General features: G+C 42.3%; 23 protein-coding genes. 8 read left to right on the forward strand and 15 right to left on the reverse strand.

What is annotated here, in order from left to right:
- Positions 1 to 12: 12 nt before the first annotated feature.
- On the reverse strand, positions 13 to 1302 hold the full coding sequence (locus tag NST94_RS16030) for a hypothetical protein (protein ID WP_081387523.1): 1290 nt from the start codon (positions 1300 to 1302) through the stop codon (positions 13 to 15).
- 30 nt (positions 1303 to 1332) lie between these two features.
- Entirely contained in the window at positions 1333 to 2715 is a 1383-nt protein-coding gene (locus NST94_RS16035) for an amino acid permease (RefSeq protein WP_076190230.1), read from the reverse strand.
- Positions 2716 to 2887: 172 nt separating this feature from the next.
- Here NST94_RS16035 and NST94_RS16040 point away from each other — a divergent pair, with 172 nt between their 5' ends.
- On the forward strand, positions 2888 to 3811 hold the full coding sequence (locus NST94_RS16040) for an L-lactate dehydrogenase (RefSeq protein WP_036687562.1): 924 nt from the start codon (positions 2888 to 2890) through the stop codon (positions 3809 to 3811).
- A gap of 191 nt (positions 3812 to 4002) precedes the next feature.
- Here NST94_RS16040 and NST94_RS16045 read toward each other — a convergent pair whose 3' ends face one another.
- The 3 genes from NST94_RS16045 to NST94_RS16055 form a co-directional block, all read right to left on the reverse strand.
- Positions 4003 to 4974, reverse strand: a complete 972-nt coding sequence (locus NST94_RS16045) for a glycosyl hydrolase family 53 (protein WP_339281070.1) — start codon at positions 4972 to 4974, stop codon at positions 4003 to 4005.
- A 112-nt stretch (positions 4975 to 5086) separates the two neighbouring features.
- Positions 5087 to 5992: a tyrosine-type recombinase/integrase gene (locus tag NST94_RS16050; RefSeq protein WP_339281071.1), complete on the reverse strand. Its 906-nt coding sequence runs from the start codon at positions 5990 to 5992 to the stop codon at positions 5087 to 5089.
- A gap of 28 nt (positions 5993 to 6020) precedes the next feature.
- Positions 6021 to 6923 carry a LysR family transcriptional regulator gene (locus tag NST94_RS16055; RefSeq protein ID WP_339281072.1) on the reverse strand — a complete coding sequence of 301 codons (903 nt, stop codon included), beginning with the start codon at positions 6921 to 6923 and terminating at the stop codon, positions 6021 to 6023.
- Positions 6924 to 7051: 128 nt separating this feature from the next.
- Here NST94_RS16055 and NST94_RS16060 point away from each other — a divergent pair, with 128 nt between their 5' ends.
- The 3 genes from NST94_RS16060 to NST94_RS16070 all read left to right on the forward strand — a co-directional run bounded on the left by NST94_RS16060 (position 7052) and on the right by NST94_RS16070 (position 11032).
- Positions 7052 to 8374 carry an amino acid permease gene (locus NST94_RS16060; RefSeq protein WP_339281073.1) on the forward strand — a complete coding sequence of 441 codons (1323 nt, stop codon included), beginning with the start codon at positions 7052 to 7054 and terminating at the stop codon, positions 8372 to 8374.
- Positions 8375 to 8572: 198 nt separating this feature from the next.
- Entirely contained in the window at positions 8573 to 9529 is a 957-nt protein-coding gene (locus tag NST94_RS16065) for an alpha/beta hydrolase (RefSeq protein WP_339281074.1), read from the forward strand.
- Positions 9530 to 9718: 189 nt separating this feature from the next.
- Positions 9719 to 11032, forward strand: a complete 1314-nt coding sequence (locus tag NST94_RS16070; RefSeq protein WP_339281075.1) for a PQQ-binding-like beta-propeller repeat protein — start codon at positions 9719 to 9721, stop codon at positions 11030 to 11032.
- A 6-nt stretch (positions 11033 to 11038) separates the two neighbouring features.
- Here NST94_RS16070 and NST94_RS16075 read toward each other — a convergent pair whose 3' ends face one another.
- Genes NST94_RS16075 through NST94_RS16095 form a run of 5 tightly spaced genes read right to left on the reverse strand, consistent with a single transcriptional unit; the run spans position 11039 to position 12702 of the window.
- Complete coding sequence (locus NST94_RS16075; protein ID WP_076126717.1) at positions 11039 to 11422, reverse strand: hypothetical protein; 384 nt, start codon at positions 11420 to 11422, stop codon at positions 11039 to 11041.
- A gap of 3 nt (positions 11423 to 11425) precedes the next feature.
- The gene (locus NST94_RS16080) at positions 11426 to 11602 is read right to left on the reverse strand and encodes a spore gernimation protein GerPD (protein ID WP_111504304.1); all 177 of its coding nucleotides are present in this window, start codon (positions 11600 to 11602) and stop codon (positions 11426 to 11428) included.
- Positions 11580 to 12194 (reverse strand): spore germination protein GerPC, encoded by a 615-nt coding sequence (gene gerPC / locus NST94_RS16085; protein ID WP_339281076.1) that lies wholly within the window; start codon positions 12192 to 12194, stop codon positions 11580 to 11582. Before gerPC ends, NST94_RS16080 begins: the two co-directional genes overlap by 23 nt.
- A 42-nt stretch (positions 12195 to 12236) precedes the next feature.
- Entirely contained in the window at positions 12237 to 12464 is a 228-nt protein-coding gene (locus NST94_RS16090) for a spore germination protein GerPB (RefSeq protein WP_076126721.1), read from the reverse strand.
- A 13-nt stretch (positions 12465 to 12477) separates the two neighbouring features.
- Positions 12478 to 12702 (reverse strand): spore germination protein, encoded by a 225-nt coding sequence (locus tag NST94_RS16095; RefSeq protein ID WP_036687577.1) that lies wholly within the window; start codon positions 12700 to 12702, stop codon positions 12478 to 12480.
- A 114-nt stretch (positions 12703 to 12816) separates the two neighbouring features.
- On the opposite strand from NST94_RS16095, the gene NST94_RS16100 reads away from it, so the two are divergent.
- Together NST94_RS16100 and NST94_RS16105 are read left to right on the forward strand one after the other, a co-directional pair.
- Positions 12817 to 13275: an Hsp20/alpha crystallin family protein gene (locus tag NST94_RS16100; protein WP_076126722.1), complete on the forward strand. Its 459-nt coding sequence runs from the start codon at positions 12817 to 12819 to the stop codon at positions 13273 to 13275.
- A 220-nt stretch (positions 13276 to 13495) separates the two neighbouring features.
- Positions 13496 to 13663: a hypothetical protein gene (locus tag NST94_RS16105; protein ID WP_175618918.1), complete on the forward strand. Its 168-nt coding sequence runs from the start codon at positions 13496 to 13498 to the stop codon at positions 13661 to 13663.
- Positions 13664 to 13784: 121 nt separating this feature from the next.
- Here the strand turns inward: NST94_RS16105 and NST94_RS16110 are convergent, their stop codons facing one another.
- Complete coding sequence (locus NST94_RS16110) at positions 13785 to 14657, reverse strand: GNAT family N-acetyltransferase (protein ID WP_081383378.1); 873 nt, start codon at positions 14655 to 14657, stop codon at positions 13785 to 13787.
- 186 nt (positions 14658 to 14843) lie between these two features.
- Here NST94_RS16110 and NST94_RS16115 point away from each other — a divergent pair, with 186 nt between their 5' ends.
- Positions 14844 to 15236, forward strand: coding sequence for a hypothetical protein (locus tag NST94_RS16115; RefSeq protein ID WP_248548701.1), 393 nt, complete (start codon positions 14844 to 14846; stop codon positions 15234 to 15236).
- Positions 15237 to 15348: 112 nt separating this feature from the next.
- On the opposite strand, the gene NST94_RS16120 is transcribed toward NST94_RS16115, so the two are convergent.
- Positions 15349 to 16029, reverse strand: coding sequence for an SDR family NAD(P)-dependent oxidoreductase (locus NST94_RS16120; protein WP_076184391.1), 681 nt, complete (start codon positions 16027 to 16029; stop codon positions 15349 to 15351).
- Positions 16030 to 16182: 153 nt separating this feature from the next.
- On the opposite strand from NST94_RS16120, the gene NST94_RS16125 reads away from it, so the two are divergent.
- Positions 16183 to 16743 carry a TetR/AcrR family transcriptional regulator gene (locus tag NST94_RS16125; RefSeq protein ID WP_076184392.1) on the forward strand — a complete coding sequence of 187 codons (561 nt, stop codon included), beginning with the start codon at positions 16183 to 16185 and terminating at the stop codon, positions 16741 to 16743.
- Between the two features lie 126 nt (positions 16744 to 16869).
- On the opposite strand, the gene NST94_RS16130 is transcribed toward NST94_RS16125, so the two are convergent.
- From NST94_RS16130 to NST94_RS16140, 3 genes are all read right to left on the reverse strand, one after another.
- Positions 16870 to 17283 (reverse strand): VOC family protein, encoded by a 414-nt coding sequence (locus NST94_RS16130; RefSeq protein ID WP_339281077.1) that lies wholly within the window; start codon positions 17281 to 17283, stop codon positions 16870 to 16872.
- A 34-nt stretch (positions 17284 to 17317) separates the two neighbouring features.
- A complete protein-coding gene (locus NST94_RS16135; protein WP_339281078.1) occupies positions 17318 to 18241 on the reverse strand; it encodes a ketopantoate reductase family protein in 924 nt (307 codons plus the stop codon).
- A 255-nt stretch (positions 18242 to 18496) separates the two neighbouring features.
- Positions 18497 to 20269, reverse strand: coding sequence for an ABC transporter substrate-binding protein (locus NST94_RS16140; RefSeq protein WP_339281079.1), 1773 nt, complete (start codon positions 20267 to 20269; stop codon positions 18497 to 18499).
- Positions 20270 to 20341: the final 72 nt, after the last annotated feature.

The raw sequence follows: 20341 nt of genomic DNA on the forward strand, positions 1-20341 counted from the left end.
TCTTATTCCTTATTACATTACGCGCCAGCTGATACCACCATTCGTAGTCTGTAACAGTATCGAGCGCTTGTCCTCTTTTTTCTCAATCAAAAGCCACCCCACCTCAGTGGAAAAAAACTGTAGCTTTACAATCTCCGGATATTCCAAAAGCTTAGATCGCAGTACACTGCTCTCTTTAAGAGGTAACCAGGTCGCTCCTTGATCAATCGTATGGTAAAGGGTGTCGCCGAGTATGGTCCAACCGATCTGTGAATTCAAAAAAGTCGGAGCAATTAGACGATTAACACCAGCTTGTGCGTTCAATCCAAAGGAAGCGAATTTCCAATTAGCACCGCCGTTAGCTGTAAAATATCCATGGTAAGTGATCGTTTTTTCTTTATCCTTTTGACAGCCAACAGACATCCAACCAGTAGACTTACTAGCATCGAAGAACTCCGGTTTGCCAGTAATTACTCGGTCACAATCTTCTAAACGTTCGTTAACTAGAAAAGCTGGCCCGAGGCTCCAGCTCTTACCGCCATCTTTTGTCATAAAGATTTTGGGAAGAGCACCTGTCTGTAGTGTCACAAATCCATGTGTACTATTGCGAAAAATCATTCCAGTGGTGACCCCGGCAAACGGTATCGAATCATTTGGGAAATTCGGATTGTATTGCTCATTCTGCATCACTTCTTCCCAAGTGGCCCCACCGTCTGTCGTTGAAAAAAGTGCCTTGTTCTCTTTATTGGAAGAAGCGTTCCATGAGGTCATCAGCCAACCCTTTCTGGGTGAGTTGAAATATACAGAGGATACTGTATTCACATCTCCTAAAGATGAGATTTTCCAGCTTTGGCCACCATCTGTGGTTCGCAGCACAATCGTTTCTGTCGAGCCAAAAGCACTTCTTATAATCCAACCATGAGATGGATCCGTGAAGAAAATCCCCTTCCCATACACAGGATTGGAGAGGAACTGCACATTTGGTGCTGGTGAAATATTAGCCCAAGTTGCTCCGTTATCCCGGGTCAAGTACAACCGGAGTTCGTTTTTGGTAACCCCCCAGGCCAGACCCTCACTTTCACTAAGCAGCTGAAAATCTGTAAGACGAGTCTGAATTTGATATTTCGGAGCGCTATCATTGTCAATATGATTGGCGTCTGGAGTAATCAGGGTTATCGTCTGTCCTTCTTCAGGTGCCTCTGTCGGCTGGGGCTGCTGAGTAGGTTCAGGGGGAGGAGATGAACAAGCCGTGACCACCCACGCTAACAAAATCAGCATCAATATTAATCTTATTCCCTTCAATCCAGCAATCTTAGATGCCAATAACCTCTCTCCTCTCGGATGGATTGAATCTTATTTATGATTCAAATTACTATTACGATAGCCATATAGTGCATAGATTAGAAGTCCAACAACTGTCCAAATTAGAAAACCAATCCAAGTCTCACTTCCTAGATTATACATCAAAATACCACAAGTTGCCGCACTTAACAGCGGAATGAAAGGTACCCAAGGAACTCTGAACCCTCTTTTTAAATCCGGATGAATATATCTAAGCGCGATTACCCCTAAAGACACTACAAAAAAGGCAAACAATGTTCCTATGCTTGTCAGATTTGCCAACCGGTCCAGTGGGATGAAACCCGTTAACACAGCTATTAAGATACCTACCATCCATGTGCTTCGTACAGGTACCTGTGTTTTAGCATTAATCTTAGATAAACTTATGGGCAGTAGGCCATCACGTGAGATGGCAAATAACAGCCGAGTTTGACCGAATAACATCACGAGCAGTACCGTAGTCATTCCCGCAATGGCTCCAACAGAGATCAGACCGGCAATCATATCCTGATTTACAAAGCGAAGCGCATAAGATACAGGATCACTAACATTGAGATCAGTATATGGAACAATACCCGTTAATACGAGTGAGACAAGAACGTACAAGACAGTACAGATAGCAAGGGATGAAATAATTCCAATCGGCAAATCGCGTTGGGGTCTTTTCACCTCTTCAGCAGCGGTTGCTAGCGCATCAAAACCTATGTAGGCAAAAAACACTGTGGCCGCGCCATTGATCACGCCATGGTACCCAAAAGGGAGAAACGGAGTCCAGTTCTCTGGCTTCACATAGAAAAATCCTGTTACGATAAATAGAAGCACCACTGCTATTTTGATAAAAACCATGATTGCGTTAAAGCGTGCCGTTTCCTTGGTTCCCCGAGTCAGTAAATAGGAAATCAACAAAATGATAATTACTGCAGGCAGATTTATTATTGTACCCGCTTGTGCATTATAAGCCCCCGATAGTGCGGTTGGGAGATGTATCCCAAAGCCCTCTAATAACCCCTGAAAATACCCTGACCAGCCACTGCTTACAGCCGCTGCGGCAACTCCGTATTCCAAGACAAGATCCCAGCCTAAGATCCAAGCTAATAGTTCTCCAAAGGCTACATAACTATAAGCATAAGCACTCCCGGAAACAGGAATGGTCGAAGCAAATTCCGAATAACATAATGCCGAGAGCACACAGGCAAACGCCGCTAGTAAAAAAGAAATTATAAGACCAGGACCTGCATGTTCTGCTGCGGCAACTCCTGTCATTACAAAAATACCTGTGCCGATAATGGCTCCTACCCCAAGCATTGTTAGATCCAGGGCACCCAACGTCTTGTTTAACTGCGTCCCCTCAGAAATTGTGGGTATGTGTAGAGCCTTTTTACGAAATAAATCCATCCGTACATTCTCTCCTGTCTAGTCTTGCTAAGATAATGAAATAAAAATCACATTTTAGTATGGCCTTAATTAGGGTAATGCATTAAATAAGATCAGCTTGAAAACACTACCGTTAACGATTATGATGGACAAGATTGAAACCAAAAATTTGAAATATTAAGGAGATGGAGACATGGCCCCCCCAAAACCCAATCGGGTCGTAGTTATCGGTACTGGAGCAGTTGGTACAACTACAGCCTATACATTATTGTTACGTAGACGTATGCCCGAACTCGTACTTATTGACGTTAATCATCAGAAAGCACTTGGCGAAGCACTGGATATGAATCACGGCATGCCTTTTGTCGGCGGTGTGAAGTTATGGGCTGGTACTTATGAAGACTGCCGTGAAGCAGATATCATTATAGTCACTGCCGGTGCATCACAAAAACCGGGAGAAACCCGGATAGATCTGCTTCGTAAAAATATTTCGATTTTTAAAGATATCATTGAAAAAATAACAAAGTATAACCAACATGCCATTCTACTTATTGCAACTAACCCTGTAGATATTCTGTCTTACGCGACTTTGAAAATAAGTGGGTTTGACCGCAGACGTGTAATTGGTTCTGGTACGGTACTTGATAGTGCTCGTTTTCGTTATTTGATCGGTCTTCACAAAGAAATCGATCCTCGCAGTATTCACGGACAGATCATCGGTGAACATGGAGATTCAGAGCTTCCGGTTTGGAGTCTTGCGAATGTAGCTGGGATTGATCTTGGTTTTGACGAAGCAGAACGCGAAGAAATCTTCCAAGATACCAAGAATGCAGCCTATGAAATTATTGATGCCAAAGGCTCAACCTCTTATGCAATAGCTCTTGCACTGGACCGAATTGTAGTCTCCATTCTTCATAATGAAGGCGCCGTGTTGAATGTTTCTACTTTATTAAATAACTATAACGGGGTTTCGGATGTCTATCTCGGTGCACCTTGCGTAGTAGATCGCTCGGGTGTTCGACAGGTACTGGACCTCCCACTCAATGAAACCGAACAGGCTTTATTCCAGAAATCCGCTGAGAAGCTAAAAGCAGAAATAGCTAAGCTAGAATTGTAAGCGTATATGGCTGGATTCAGCCTTTTTTGACTACAAAAGACACAAGAAACCGTCCTTTTTATACGTGGAGCGTTGCCTCCACTATGAAAAGGACGGTTTTTAATATAACACGAATTAACTTAGCCTGCCAATGACAAAAAGATCCTATAGCAGATCAGGCTCACCTGAAATTCCGGATCTTTTTTATCAATTTATTTAGTGATAGGTTGCTTGTAATATTCTTTGAGAACTTGTTCGGCTTTTTTGCCATAAATATCAAAACCACGGTCAATGGAAGCCTCTTCCAAGGCATATAATTTCGTGCTCCAGTCCCACCAGAAGTAACCGGCAAACCAAGGTTCATTCCAGAATGCTTCCAGCGCTGACCGATAGAAGTTGGCTTGTTCATCTTCTGAATACGGTAAGTCTGTGTATGTAAAGTCCCATGGCATGGTGGCACATCCATGCGCACTTCGGCATCCAATCTCGATGAATACGAGAGGCTTGCCAAATCGCTCAGAAAGTGACTTAAGCCGCGGTTTCTGCCGCTCCCAACCAGCCAGCATATTCTCATAAGAATCTCCCGGCACGGAAGCTACCGGATAATAAGCGCTGGTTCCGATAAAATCCACCTCATCCAGCCACTCGATTCCTTCTTCTTTGCCATGATTGGCATTATAAATGATCGGCCCTGTATAAAGATTGGTGACCTCTTGAATTAATTGTCTCCATTCCGCAGTTCTAGACTCTGTGCCTACCATTTCGCAGCCGATACAGAACATCTCACATTCAAGCTCTTCCGCCAACTCTGCATAGTGTTTAATGAAATTTGTATAAGAACGGAACCATGCAGCCCAATAAACCTCTCCCTCTTCCGGAAATCCAATCCTAGCTCTCCAAATGCCATCCCTCGAATTCACAACAGGTTTAAGACAAACTTTAAGACCAAGCTGTTTTGCCTGTTGTACCGCATGTGCGAGATCACGATCTGTCACCGTGTAACCGTAATCATAATGAATTTCTGTTGAATGCACTGTGTCTTGCCATGTCCAAAAAGATAAGGCGATCCATTCACTTCCTGTCTCCGCCAGCTTTCTCATCGAATCTTCTGCATATTCTGTACGGTATTCACCTCGTTTTGATCCCCAGCCATAAGTCATCCCTTTTAGAAATACATCCTTCACGATTAGGACCTCCTATAAAAAACTCTTAATAACTGTTAGAATAAATCAATACCGTTATAATAACAAGTTATTTTTTGTTATCAATTTTCTGAGGAGGTTTCTTTCTTTTCTATCACAGCTGGATTTGCAATTTAGACATAGCCTCTTCCTTCTCACGACTGGTAATATGTGTGTATACGGTTGTAGTCTGGATCGAGGAGTGACCAAGCAGTTCCTGTACAGTGCGCAGATCTGCCCCTTTTCTCAGCAGCATGGTTGCAAAGGAATGTCGGAGCTTATGACTTGAATACGGACGTCGCTGTGCTACTGGCACATCCCTTTGGAAACGATCAAAGGTATCTGCTGCAATTTGCTGAATGCCGCGGATCGACAACCTGCGTCCTTTTTGTGAAATGAACATCGCTTCCTCTTTACTGCGCCAAGGATCTAACCTTTCTGCTAACGCAGAGTCCAGAAAAGGCACTACATCCTCGGGAACCGGCACATTACGCCATTTACGCCCCTTCCCAAACACACGGAGGGAATGTCTTTCTACATTATAATCACTCAAATTCAGTGTGTGGACTTCCCCCACCCGAAGCCCCATATAGGACATCAACAAAAAAACTGCTAAATTGCGCTTTTTGTATTTACCATCTATAGAAGATAAAAACCGCCCCAGATCACTTTCATCTAAGTAGACCGGCTCACGATTGATCTCCGTTTTGGATTTCTTAATCCCGGCTGCCGGGTTGTTCTGAAGTAATTCCAGCTCGATCAATGCCTTGAAAAAACAGTTAATCGCAGCATGCTTCCGGTTACGGGTCGCATCACTCACTCCACGTTCGCGGACAGAGGTCAAAAAAGAAATGACATGCAGCTTCTTCACCGTCTCAAGCTTTTTACCATTCAGGCTGTCTAAAAATTGTTTCACATCTACTAAATAGGATTTTTGCGTATAGGGAGTGTACCCGGCATCCTTCATCCAGATGAGAAAGGCCTCCAGCCCTTCTTCGTAGTCTTCACACCACTCATTCATGCCTTAGAGCCTCCTTGTTAACGTTGATCTATATTAGACTTCTCCATTGCTCAGCATGTTTTTGTATCGCAAGTAAGAACTCCGTCAGTACGGGCGATTTCCATTTCTTATGATGATAGGCGATCTGCGTCGCCACACGCTGTGATTCATCATTCCAATTCAACCTGGCAAGTTTGCCTTCGGAGAGTTCATTTTTCACAGTAATTAATGGAAGAAAGGCAATGCCAAGATCAGCCATCACACATTGCTTTATCGCCTCGATGCTCCAAAACTCTAACGTGGGGTCAGGAAAAACACCGTAACTGTTCAAATGCCGTTCAAATAAAGTCCGGTAGGAACAGCCCGTTTCGGTATGAAGTATGGTCACTCCTTTTAAATGAAGGGGTTCTACCTCAGCAAGGTTTAATAAGGGATGATCTGGCGCTGCGATCAGCGTCATCGGCTCATGTATTAATGTTTCTATATTTAAATCTTTATCTTCCGTCTCAGGTTGCAACAAGAACGCTAAATCCAGTTCACCCGAACGGACAAAATCTGATAGTTCCCAGCAAGCTCCAGGCTTCAGAAGAATTTGCACCTTCGGATATTTAGCGCGAAACTCCTTAATAATACCTGGTAAGCGAAAAGCAGCGAGAGATTCAGGAGCCCCAATCCGTAAAGAACCCGTAAGCTCACTATCCGAGCGTAACGCGTCCTCTGCTAAAGTGTGCATTCTGGATATTTCTTGAGCGAACGGGAGCAACCGACGCCCTGCGTCGGTTAGGATAATCTTTTTACTGATCCGATCAAACAATGGCTGGCCAATTTCAGACTCTAGTGCTTGGATTTGTGCAGTAATACTGGACTGTGCATAATCAAGCTTCTGTGCTGCTCTAGTAAAACTGCCCGTCTCCACTACCACTAAAAAGGTAAAAAGATGACGTGACTCCATGAATTTCCCCCTAAATGAAAATGAACCATCGGAATATCGAATGGATACTATTCAAAAATTCTGTTTTTCCAATGGATCTATTATCTGCTACTCTAGAACAAAAGACAAGGAAAGCAGGATAAAAAAACATGAAGGAATCCGGTTCAAACACTTTACAAAAAAACATTGGCATGCCTCAGGCTATTGCCCTTTACATCGGGGCTGTGTTGGGTTCTGGGGTCTTAATTGTTCCTGGTTTAGCTGCAGAAATGGCGGGTCCCGCTTCATTACTGGCGTGGGGATTTATGTCGTTGCTGATTTTGCCGATGGCCTTATCAATGGGTCTGCTCTCTGCTAAATTCCCTAACGCTGGAGGCGTGTCCCATTTTGTAACGCTTGCTTTTGGTCCAAAAGCTGGCTCACTGGTAGGATGGTTCTTTCTGATGTCCGTTCCGATTGGCGCACCTGTTGCTGCACTGACTGGAGCTGGTTATATGACCGCCGCTATGGGTTGGGAAGAATCTGCAAGAATTACTATTGCCGCTATTATGTTGGTCATTGGCCTGATTACGAACTGGATTGGTATGCAGGTGGCTGGAAAGGTACAAATAGCGGTAGTTATAGCGATTGTTGCTGTGCTGGTCTTCTCCTTTGCTACTGCACTGCCCCGTATGGAAGTCGAACACTTCACTCCCTTTATCCCACATGGATGGATGAGCATTGGCCAGGCTGCTGCAATCTTATTCTGGTGTTTTATTGGCTGGGAGGCTGTCTCACACCTATCTGAGGAGTTCAAGGACCCACAGCGTGCCGCCGTTAAAGGAGTAACTATCGCCGCTATTATAGTAGGGATTCTATATTTTCTCTCCGCACTAGCAACTGTTGGTACACAAAGCTACCTCAAAGGTGGATCAAGCACTTCACTCGTCTGGATTATTAGTCAGCCTCTTGGGCGCTGGGGAGGATTTATTGCCGGACTTACCGGTCTGTTCATCTGTACAGCCACAATTATTGCCTATGCAGGAGCTGCCTCACGTGTGGCTTATGCTTTATCCCGCCAAGGCTCTGCGCCGAAATGGATGGGTAAAATATCCAAACAGTATCATACCCCTATCGGTGGCATAGCTTTTCTTCTGCTCTGTTTTGTATCGGTGATGACGCTGTATGGCAGCGGGTCCCTCTCCATCACCACTCTGATCCAGTTTCCGAATGCTACTTTTATCCTGACTTATATCGGAGGTTGTGCTGCAGGAATACGTCTGCTCAAAGGAAGTCGCTTAGGTGTGACGATAAGTTGGATTTCCTTTTTAGCAACAGCTGCTGTGTTTCCTTTTACGGGCTGGGCAATAGGCTATCCGCTACTCATTACTTTGGTATTCGTTTGGATTATCCGTAATAAGCGTAAACAGAGGATGCGTGTCACTGAAGAGATTGGTCCTGAAATGCATGAGGAACAACAAAAGGTGTTGTAAGGCTCTAACTGCGTTTGAACCTCTCCCTAAGGAATAGTTGTACTAGTGTCCGAAACCGTGCTCAATAGGCGATAAATGTGCAAATAGCGTCAAATCTCTAACTACTCCTAAACTGGCATTCGTTTCAGCAGCTGCTTAGATGGTTATGGAATGAAGAGGGTATACTAGACTATGACCAGTCAAAGGAGACGATAAATCATGCCAAACAAAACTAAGATCATTCTTGAGCCAGCTGCTCAAAAATTTGCTGATGATAATGCGAAACCTCCCTTTCTACCTGACCTTGGGCCAGAAAAAGGCCGTGAAACGGTAGATAGCGTACAATCCAGTGAGATATATAAACCTGAAGTTGATATTGAAGATCTAATGGTGCCAGGTGGACCTAACGGTGATGTTTCCATAAGAATCGTTCGTCCCCCAAGCTCCTCATCAGCGTCGCTGCCTGTTATCCTGTACATTCATGGCGCAGGCTGGGTGTTTGGGAATGCTCATACCCATGATCGCCTGATCCGTGAACTAGCTGTCGGAGCGGAGGCAGCAATTATTTTCCCAAATTACAGCCTCTCTCCAGAAGCTAAATATCCTACAGCTATTGAAGAAATCTATGCAGTACTCCAGTGGACAGCTGAAAAAGGAAGCGAGCACGGATTAGATACTAGCAAGCTTTCTATAGCCGGAGACAGTGTTGGTGGGAATATGGCCGCTGCTATTACTCTAATGGCTAAAGAACGGAGTGGGCCGAAGATAGCGAAACAACTATTATTCTATCCGGTAACGGATGCCTCGTTTGATACTGAATCCTATCATGAGTTCGCCAAAGGCTATTTCTTGCAGCGGGACGGCATGAAATGGTTCTGGGATCAATATACTACTGACCCTGAGGAACGTAATCAAATCACGGCCTCCCCTCTTCGGGCTAGCCTAGAACAGCTACGGAATTTACCAGATGCACTGGTCATTACTGGTGAAGCAGATGTGCTACGGGATGAGGGTGAAGCTTATGCCGCCAAATTGCGGGAAGCTGGCGTGAATGTTACGGCTGTCCGCTTCCAAGGCATCATTCATGATTTTGTCATGCTGAATCCTTTAGCCGAGACTCATGCTAAAAAAGGAGCTATCAAGTTAGCGACAACATGGCTTCGTGAAGGTTTCTAAACAAATCAACTATTGACATATTCCTTTACTAGGCGAATTGGTTCCCACAAGAATTCTTGTGCGAAACTGATTCGCCTTTTATTGTTAACATAATATTTATTATGTTAACAAGTGTATTTTTACAATTGAGAAACAAATATCCATTCTCTGCGTCAATATATTATAAATGATGTATAAGGAGCAAAAATCGTGAAATATGTACCGTTTATCCTAAAGACCGTTATATCTTCCTCCTTGCTCGTATCTGGAGCTGGTATATATTTGTCTAGTGCTCAAGCAGCAGTAACAACTCCTGCCTCCTCTTCAACAACCGTCGACTCTATCACCACAATTAAACCCTTATGGCACGACAAGGCAGATGGTCAAGGAATTTATAGCCAACTGGCTCCTATTGCAAATGGATTATTCTATTATTCATCAGGCGGGACACTAAAGGCCGCCGATCTCACTACAGGCAAAGTTAAATGGTCCTACAAAAACGGAACAAATCCTGAGATTATAACGAATAACTCGGTTTTCTTTATCACTTATGAGGGTTATCTTGTAAAAGTTAAGGCTCAAACGGGGAAATTGCTTTGGAAGGTTAAGGCTGCCAAAGATCCGATCGAGATCGGTGCTTTCGCGGAGTTAGTTAACGGAGTGATATACTTCCGGAACGAGCATGGTGGAATTGCAGCTTATCATCCGGTCACTGGTAAAAAGATCTGGGAGAATAAAGACATCCCTATGTATGTAGGAAGTATCGACGGCCTTTATAACGGGGTATTGGTAGTATCCAGTACCGTTGATAATAGACGCACACAGTTTTTCGGTCTCGATCCGGCTACAGGCAAGAAGTTATGGAGAATTCAGGGATTTTATAGCTTTGTTGCTTACCGGGATGGTGAATTATTACTCCGCGAACAAGCCAATGCTGCAAATGATGCCTCTAACGTGCCTCTTAAAGGCTATCAGTTGACCCTGGTACATGTTGATGTTAAAACTGGAAAAGCGAAGACCAAAAAGAACTATAAACCGCTCGAAGATGTCAGTAGACTCGGTAATTATTTCACATCACTTCAAGGCTCGTATCTATATACAGTCGATGGAGGTTTAGACCAATGGGGTGGTCATCCACTATACCGCTTTACCTTAGGTCAAGAAACAACGAGTGAACCCAAAAGTTATCAGGAGTACGGAAATTGGGTGGCTGGACCAGTAAATAACATGGCTTTTTTCCAAAAGGGTGCACAGATCACTGGCGTTCAAATGAACGATAATCGCATTATAAGCTTCAACGGACCGGACAGTCCAGCGCTTAGTGTTCAATTGATCGGTAAGGGGATTTACACTGGCTATGAGAATGGCTACTTCTATATCATAAATGCAGAAACAGGCAAAGCGCTTGGCAAAGTAAAGACCGGAGCACAACAATACGGCACACTATTTAGTGCGAATGGTATTCTCTACATCCAGACGGAGCATGATATATTCGCGATTTCCCTGCCAAAAGAATTAAAATAGTTGTTGTTACTCCTCATCTTTTGCAGCCACTTCTCGTTTAAACTCACTGGTTCGACTCTCCAGATGAACTGACCCGCTGTTTCCAATCTGGAAGGTCGTGCCAGACCCAATCGACAGAATTTTTATATATTGTATATTAATCATTGATTCTGCGGAATCCTTTAATATCACAAATTCATCCGCTTCATTCCCTTGCTTTGTCCATACAGGGATAGGGATGTCTATGAGTGTAGTATCTTTCGGGTGATTATTAATCTCCCTTATGTTAAAAAGATAATTCTCCTTGCTTCCCAGGAATTTAGATTGAACCCGGTCTACAGATCCACAAATAAAAATAGAACTGTCGGACAGATTATTGATATAAACATCTTGTATGCGTGAGGTGTGCATGGGTTAACTGCCTTTTTTGACTTGATCTGGAGCGCTCTGAGTATATTCTATTACGCTGTCAAACGCCGAGGAGCAATGAATGGATTGAGTATCCCCTACTAAAAATACTGATGAACCTGAGATCGAAACGACTTTCACTGCATTGACACTAATATCTCTATTGATCACCGTTATCTTCATTCGTCTCCCGCCTTCCGGTTATATTTATTTCCAAATGCCGCTCTACTGCCATAACGATATCTCGTTTGATTTGCTCTACAATAGAAGCGCATTCCTCATCAGTGTATCCACGCCCTTCTTCTGTGGCAGGGAGTTGGTTTACATACTCGTTAATCCGTCCATCCATTTGATTCAGCAGATCCTGAGTCACCATTTGGATATATTGCTCATCAATGCTTAAATTCTTCTCTTTTTCTAAACGTGAAAATTGCGAGGGAACCTCTTCTTGCACATACTTCAAAATCTGTGGGCGAATCTGATCCGATAAATCAGTTGTACCTACCTCCCGCTCCCCAATAGGTTTACCGTTGATCATCGCTTCATCCAGATTGTTTCCCTCATTCGGTGTAATACCTATATTTAAAGTGCCTTCCAGCTTTTCGATTTTTAATTGTTCAAAATGATAATTGATAGGTCCTATACTTGCAGATTTATTGTTCTTTATGCTGTCTACATCGCCTTGCAAATCGCGAAGCTGCTTCTCTAACTGTTGAATCTTCTCCGCTTGCAATCTGAGTGTATTAAAAACCTGCTGAGCGTAATACGGATGCATACAACCCCCTCCTATGGTTTATTGTATGCGGGGACAAAGAGCCTAATTCAGATGTGCATATAGTTCCGCCGCTGGCGGTAAGGATACAAGGGGTGAAGCCATTTTTTCCACTGGAGTCGTTGGAGCCGATGATGGAGCTCCAGAGGTCTCATAATTATGAGACAAAGTATTGATTCGTCCCGATGTACCAATCTGAAGTACCGAGGAATTAGAGATAGTGCCGATTTTTAGATTATAGATCGATATGCATTGATATACCGTAATGTTCATTTAAACCCCACCCTTAAGGAGGTGATACTTGATCCACCACATCTGAATCCATCGTATTTGTACTGCTGGCCGCATTATTCGTTATATTCGTACCTATGGAGTCACCTATGGAGAAGGAGTTGGCACCGGCATAAATTTTAGAGTTGCTGCTCAGGATAACGGATGCCGTATTTCCTACTAAGACTGTGGAGCTGGGGCCTACGCTATTGATTTTAATATTGCCGATGATTGAAACCACCAAACCACTCCTCCTTTCGGAATGATAAGCTATTCTATGTAGATATTCGCCCAGATGTCACTGAATAAGTCAAACGCCCATACAATGGATAAAAACCGTAGGAGGCGCAGAGCTATGAGTCCCAATAAGACGAACCCTTTAGATTGGATGAATGAAGATCCCTTTTTTAAGAAAAAGTTATCCTTGAAAGCTCTTGAAGAACAGTGGAAGTTGGATCCTAACCAAATTGACGGGTATGTCGAAAAAGTAATCCGTGAAGCAACTGCAGCGACCTCCTCTTCATTTATGAACGAAACCACAAGTTTAAGTTTTGAGCATATCGACACTCATAATCACCTGATTACCAAAATTCGTATTCCGAACGGAATTCACCCCGAAAGTATATGGGCACAAATCAATCGCACACAAATTAAATTAACAGGTTTAGGAAAAGATCATAGCGAGATTATTCAGTTGCCAGTTCCCGTCATTCCAGATCAGAGCAGAGGCACTTATAAACAAGGTTCCCTGCAATTCAGAATGCCTAAAATGTCAGCGGGAAGATTCAAAGATATCGACATCCGATATTTATAAAATATTCCTTTAAAATCCACCTGTTTTACTCGTCCAAGTGCCCCATTCCCCCTAAAAAAACGTCTTAAAATCAAAACAGCGTATAATTTAAGTTATACGCTGTTTTTTGAGGGTGTTTTTTGCCCCTTTTTCATCCGATTTTCTATTCTTTTCGCTCTTCGAACTTTAAGTTCCTCTTGGTCATAAGATGGAGTATCCAGAGTAAAGGTGGGGGCAAATCATGTCTAAAAACAAACGTGGCAAAGCACTTTGGCGCATTCCATCCCGGGCCAGAGGAACATGTCCGATCTGTGGCAGCACACGTATTAAGCTGTTGTACTTCGGGAAAGGCATTTCAGGTGAAAAGCTTAACGTATGTAAGAAATGTGATGGGAAGCAAAAGGTATGAAAGCATTTAGCAGATAATTCACAGAACGGGTTACCAAATAAAGTGCGACCTTAACCTCGAACCTAAGCTCGACAAAAAAGCTATCGCACTTTGCTTGGTAATCCTTCACTTTCAAAAACTTTTATAGTTCAATCCGATAGCGTCTTTCCTCATTCGTTAGAATGAATCCGACAGATTCATATAGCCGTAATGCAGAATCATTTTCCGTAAGCACCATCAGACATGCCTCTTCCAGTCCGTGGGTTCTAAAATAGCTCAATGCTTGAAAAAGCATGTACTTAGCAATTCCGGATCTTCTCCATGGCTCAAGTACAAATACATTTTCGATGTAGCCACCCTTCTCTTCCTGCCAGACCATTAAGCTACCCGCAACCTTCTCCCCTTCTCGAACAACAAGTGATGTCCAGAGCGGATTTTGTTTAAATTCAGCTAACCGTTCTTTCCCTAGCGGAGTTTCCGGCCAAATCTCAGCTTCTAATTCCAAATAATGCTCGTCTTCTTCAGGCGTCTCCATATTCCAGGTTGCGAATTCAAGTTTCTTAGCCAGAGTGGGTTCAGACAAGCCATCACTTAGATTGTGTTTCATCTTAAATAAGCTATTATAATGAGAGAAGCCCTTCACTTTTTCGAAAAATTGAGTATTCAAGACTTCTGCCGAATCGTTCCCTACACATAGAGTAGTTTTGTAATCCTTTGATAACGTTTCTTTTAATTCGAGTGCTCTTAATAAGAGTGACTGATAAACTTTTTCTAATAAATCATAATCGCCTTCACGTTCTGGTATTGTTTTTAAGTTCAGGTAGATCGAATGTCTGCTATCCTTGGAACGGCCGGGCGGAACAATATTGATGATGCTCACTTGACCTTTGGCCACCATTTTACCGTCCTCGAAAGCGCAATATACATTTTCCCAATTTTCCTCAGTGCCAACCCACCAAAAAACAACATTCCCCTTTGAAGATACTGAGTTATAAAGTTCACCAAGTAATGGCATGTCACCTTGTTCAAAATGACGGATAGTAGTCAATACAAAACCCCTTTTCAAATCATTAATATGGAATATATTTATAATAACATGCATGTCCACGCTTGATTTGGTAATGAATTTTTATAACTAACTTCTCCTTGTTGTAACATTTTTTAAGTAACCCCTGTCTTACTTATATAGGGGGACTGAAGAATGAGAAAACGATTTTTTATAGGGATTACGATATTTCTGATTACTTGTGGAGTTGCTCTTGGTGTAGGGACGATATCAAATCTTCTGAGTCCGTTTAAAAGCTTCTCAGTCATCGTAGATAATCAATCTGATGTTGATATTAACTCTTTCGAAGTAGGATTAATTGGTGCGGATTCAAAGAAATTGTATACAAGTCCAATAAAAGCAGGACAAAAGAAAAAATTCAAACCAAAATTGAGTTTAAATGGTGAAGGTGCTATATATCTTCGATATACCAACTCTAACGGACAGTCTAAAGAACAAACCGTGTGCGGTTATACCGAATATTTATCAGGTCATTCCAAAGTCACGATTACTAATGAACGCACAACCGTTGTTCAGCAATGTAATTAAATCCATTCACATCTGACCTTCAATCCTGCTTCACTCTGATGAGAGATATGTCTTCTAATAGGATAAAAAGCCGCCATTAAGGCGACTTGCTAATCAAATAAGATTTAGTTTTTTAATTTGGAAGATGGGTCGGATCCAATCCTAGAGGGAATACTTCCTCAAAGTTATCTTGCTTTTCATATAAGCTATACCAAGTCTCTGCAATAACATCAGGATCACCAGCTGTTCCTGCTTGTATCATTGTCCCTATGGAAAGATGGCCGACAAATACTCCTTTATCTATTAACTCATTGTGTAAAGCAGTAGCATAATTTCGTATACCAGACATAACAATGCCGCCATTTCCTACAAAAGGCAAAGGGAACATAGCAGAAATACCAGTGGTAAAAAGAATGGCTCCTGATCCTCTATGGATCATATTGGGTAATACTTCATTAACCGAAAGAACGGCGGGCAGCAAGTAACTGTTTATTTGTTCCAACACACTTTGAGGTGTAGTTTCCAGCACATGAGTGAATTTATCCCACCCTGCATACGGACTGAACTCTAGTACATCGATTGAACCAAACTCTTTTATTATCGCTTGAAAGACTTGTTTTAGAGCTGCTAAATCTGTCACATCCGCTACAAAAGATTGTGCTTCAATATTAAGTTTCTTAAGTTCACTAATGATCATTGATAATTTCTCGGGATTGCGTGAAATGACAGCCACCCTAAATCCATTAACTCCGAATTTTTTAGCTAGAGACAATCCTAACCCAGGCCCTGCACCCACGATAACAATATTTCTCATTTTTGATAAACTCCTTTTCTATGATATATTAAAGTAACAGCTGTTGCTTTAATTGCTAATATACAGCTACTAATTTAATGTATCAATCAACAATCAACCTGCAAATGTTGCTATAGCAACAAAATTGCTAAATTGTTGGGTAGGAGTGAAGTAATGGCTACTAAAGTAAACAATATTCGGCTGACACAGACCAAACAGTCTTTAATTGACTCCTTTTTACGGTTAGTTTCCCTGAAGGATTTTGAGAAAATAACAATCGTCGATATAACAAAGGGAGCTAAAGTTAATCGAGCCACGTTCTATGCGCACTTTAATGATAAATATGAATTATTGGATTATATTATGGGTGATTCGGCATCCGCTGCTATTGTAAAACATACTGAAGGTGAAATTAAATTCGATCAAGAAGGCATCACTCAACTCGTATTATCGGTATTCGATTTCTATCAGCAACCAAACATACAATGCCGCAGCAGTTATATAGCGATGGTTGTCCCTCAATTGAAAGAGAAGATTATAAATGAGCTGAAGGTTCACTTATCTAACGCTTTAGGAGATATCTACCCAGATCACGGGAAAAGCTTTTATGTACCGATCATCGCACAAATGATCCATGAAGGTGTCTATCAATGGGTAACAGGGAATAATACTATAAATCAACAAGAAGTCGCCGAGAGAATTTCATCATTAGTCTTACGTGGGCTACAATCGTAATTTAAAATCAGAAGATTACTCAGACCTTTCCGCTGCCTGACACTAAGGGGCCGAGCTCGTCATTTACAGACGAACTCGGCCCCTTGTGATACAGAATATTATCTGACCGTGCAACACATCAATCGATTACACATTCCCCGAAAGATTTAATTGCCATGACACACCAAATTGATCCGCTACCCAGCCAAATTTCGAACTGAATGGATATTCGCCTAGTGGCATGAGCACCTGTCCACCCTGGGATAATGCTGCATAGACGCGGTCAATTTCGGCTTCACTTTCACAATTCACATATAAGGATACCGCTGGAGTAAAGGTGAATCCATGCTTCACGTAGCTATCTATACACATAAAGACTTGTCCATGTAATGAAAAAGAAGCCTGCATGACACTCCCTTCAGGGCCTGCTTCATTTGCTCCATAACGTTTAATACTGATGATTTCGGAGTGATCAAATAAAGAAGTATAGAAATTCATAGCTTCTTCAGCCTTTCCTTCGAACATTAGAAATGTCATTATCTTTTGATTCAGTTGCTTCATAATCGTCCAGCTCCTTAAAGTTATTTTATACAGATCATCTCATATCATTAACGCTTTCGTATACTTTCAAACGGGCATATAAGGTTTCGAGAATGGGATACATAACTTGACCAGGTACAGCCATCGCCAAAAGTGCACCATGCAGATGTTCAGCTTCCACTGGCAGATGTTTTAGCATATCCCTATGCATAGAGGAAGTAAATTCGGGTAGCACCGAATCCATCTTTTGCATCGTGACCGATACCATATCTGCTCCAACAGGCATACCTGCACTTTGCGCTATACTCACGATCTCATTCAGAAGCTGCTCATAAATAGTACGCGCTGTAGATGAGGCTAAAATGGGTCCAACCGAGCTATCCATTAAAGTTGTAATCCCGCTTAAACTAGCTACGAATATATATTTCTGCCACACTTCGCGCTGAATATCAGAGCTTAGTATCACAGTGAATCCTGCTTTATCCAAATGACTGAGAAGTTTCTGCGTTCGTTCTGACTCCCCACCCGCCCATTCACCAAACACAATACTATGAAAAGAACTACTTTGTATGATAGCTCCATTAGAACCTAACGTTGTCTCGATATAACAAAGACCACCCAATACCTTTTCTGCTCCAAAATGCTGCTGCAAAATACTAAAATGTTTATACCCATTAAGGAGCGGGAGAATCATAGTCTGTTCACCGACGAAAGGGGTAAGATCCATCATCACCTGAGGCAAATGATAGGCCTTCACTGCAATAATAATACAGTCAAAAGGCGCTGCCTTCTCCCCATATGTAATCGTCCGAACGGGAGTCTGAAAGTCACCATGCACACTTTTTATTGCCAGACCCTCATCTTCTAACTGCTTTTGTTTAGTAGAACGGACTAGAAAAGTTACATCTTCCCCTTTTTGAACCAGACGCCCTCCAAAATAACCACCAATAGCTCCTGCACCCACGAATAGAAATCGCATGTAAGTCTCCCCTTTTTTCACCTAATTTTTAACAAATAAAAAGACCGCTTAGCTTATCCGCTAAACAGGTCCGAATGGCAAAAAAAGAGTCAAGTATCGACCGTTCTTTTGTCTCGGTCCATACGGATCTGAGCAAAATCCAACGAGTTCACCTCCATGGCTACAAATAAATTACTATTCTTAAATCTGATCCATCTAGAGCGCCATTCGATTCTATCGATACAGCCTCCCTGGAAAGTATAACAAAAGAAAACCTTAAAGCCTAGTTTTAATCCATAACTTAGAGATGTCCAGAAACCCGAAGGAACCGGTGTGCAGACCAAACAGGCTTTGATTTAGCTGAGCTTTTTTATTCATATGACAGCCATGCAGCACCCAATAATTGTCTCGTAGAATTCCCTCCGCTTGATTCAGCAGTTTCACCCGTTCATCCTTTGGAGACTCTGCGAAAGGACCTAATACCTTCGAAAACAATGAAATCTGGTCCTCTCTAAGCAAAGAAAATAAATAATTAGATTTATTATTAAAGTAGTTAATCATTCCCCATTGCCAATCATCTTCTAAAACCTCTTCAGCAAGCTGGATCTCTGCTGTTGTCTGTATATGATCTGCCTTAAATTCATTGAAAAAATATAACTCAATTTGCAAACCTACGGAGGCAGCGCGTGTTTGGAGCCATAACGCTTCTTCTCGTTCTTCTTTTTTATCCTTAGTTGCTAAAGTAATGACTTCTCCCTGATACCCATTTTCCGCTAAAAGCGCTCGGGCATGTTCCAAAGTTGGATCTAGAAGCTCTCTCTTACTGCTCTCCCATGGCAAAAAGCTATCTGCTGGAGTGATACGATTGCCACCCAATTCTTTTATTAAAGCCGTTCGACTGTAAAGGATACGGATCACTTGGCGAAACCATAGCTGCTGATGAATTCCCTCTCTATGAAAATTAAACAGAATATATCTGCAGCCTAAGGCTGGGTAATCTATACTGTGATTGCTGATGATATCAGGTAAAAGCTCTCCATGTTCAGGATCTGGCAGCTGGTATTGGCGTTCATTAGAAGCCTCTTTTGGCAAATACCAAATCTCAACACGATCCAGGAGCGGCCGAATTCCGAAATAAAAATCAAAAGCTGCGAGCACCAAAACATCCTCATTCAGATCCAATAAACGGTAGGGACCTGTACCGCTTACTTCACTAGTGATATCTATATCGTAAGGAAGAATGGACATGTGAATACAACTGAACAGATGCAGAAAAAAGAGATTTGGACGTGACAACACAAACCGGATTCGATGATCTCCTTCAACCTCTACTCGTTCGATATCCTTATAAAGGCTAACCGCAGGGCTGTTCAAGTCGATAAGCCGTTGTAGCGTCTCTTTTACATCTCTCGAGGTCATGATTCTTCCGTGATGAAAGCGCACCCCCTTACGGAGGTAAAAAATGTAACTTGTATGGCCCTCATTAGCTTCCCACATATGGGCCAAACCAGGAAGAAAGGTATCGGTCGTTGCGTCATAAGTAACTAGTGTGCTATAGATCTGACCCAGCAAATAGGATTCAAAAGCGGTGTATACATAAGCAGGGTCCAGTACTTCCATATGCCGGTTACGGGTAATCCGCAGGACGTCCAGCCCTGAGGTTGACTCTGCTTCACTACGGAAACCCATCTGTTTATTTAACATCGTTAACAATCGTTCCTTTAAGGGTCCGGTCACCTGATCGCTGCTCATCAATTCGATAGCTTCTTTTATCTTTCCTTTACTGACTAACTCCTGAAAGCTATCCTCGAATACCTCATCAATACTTTTTAAAAAAGTAAGTTGAGAGATATGCCCCCTGCCTCTCCCCGGCTGCCATTGAATATATTCCTGCTCTTCCAGTTTCCGCAGCACGAATTTAACATTACGTGGAGTGCAAATCAGGATCGAAGCCAATAAATCTATCGTCACAGGAACAGGTTCATTCAGTTTGAACGAACTAGTAACGCCTGCTGCTAAACATAAAAAATGATTACTTATCTGGTCCAAATGGTTCACTCCTTTAAAGGTGAAATGGTTAATGTAATCCTTACACTTTTCCTTCCCCCTTTTATCATTATA

The sequence above is a fragment of the Paenibacillus sp. FSL H8-0282 genome (genome assembly GCF_037963825.1).
GTDB classification, from domain to species: Bacteria; Bacillota; Bacilli; order Paenibacillales; family Paenibacillaceae; genus Paenibacillus_AQ; species Paenibacillus_AQ odorifer.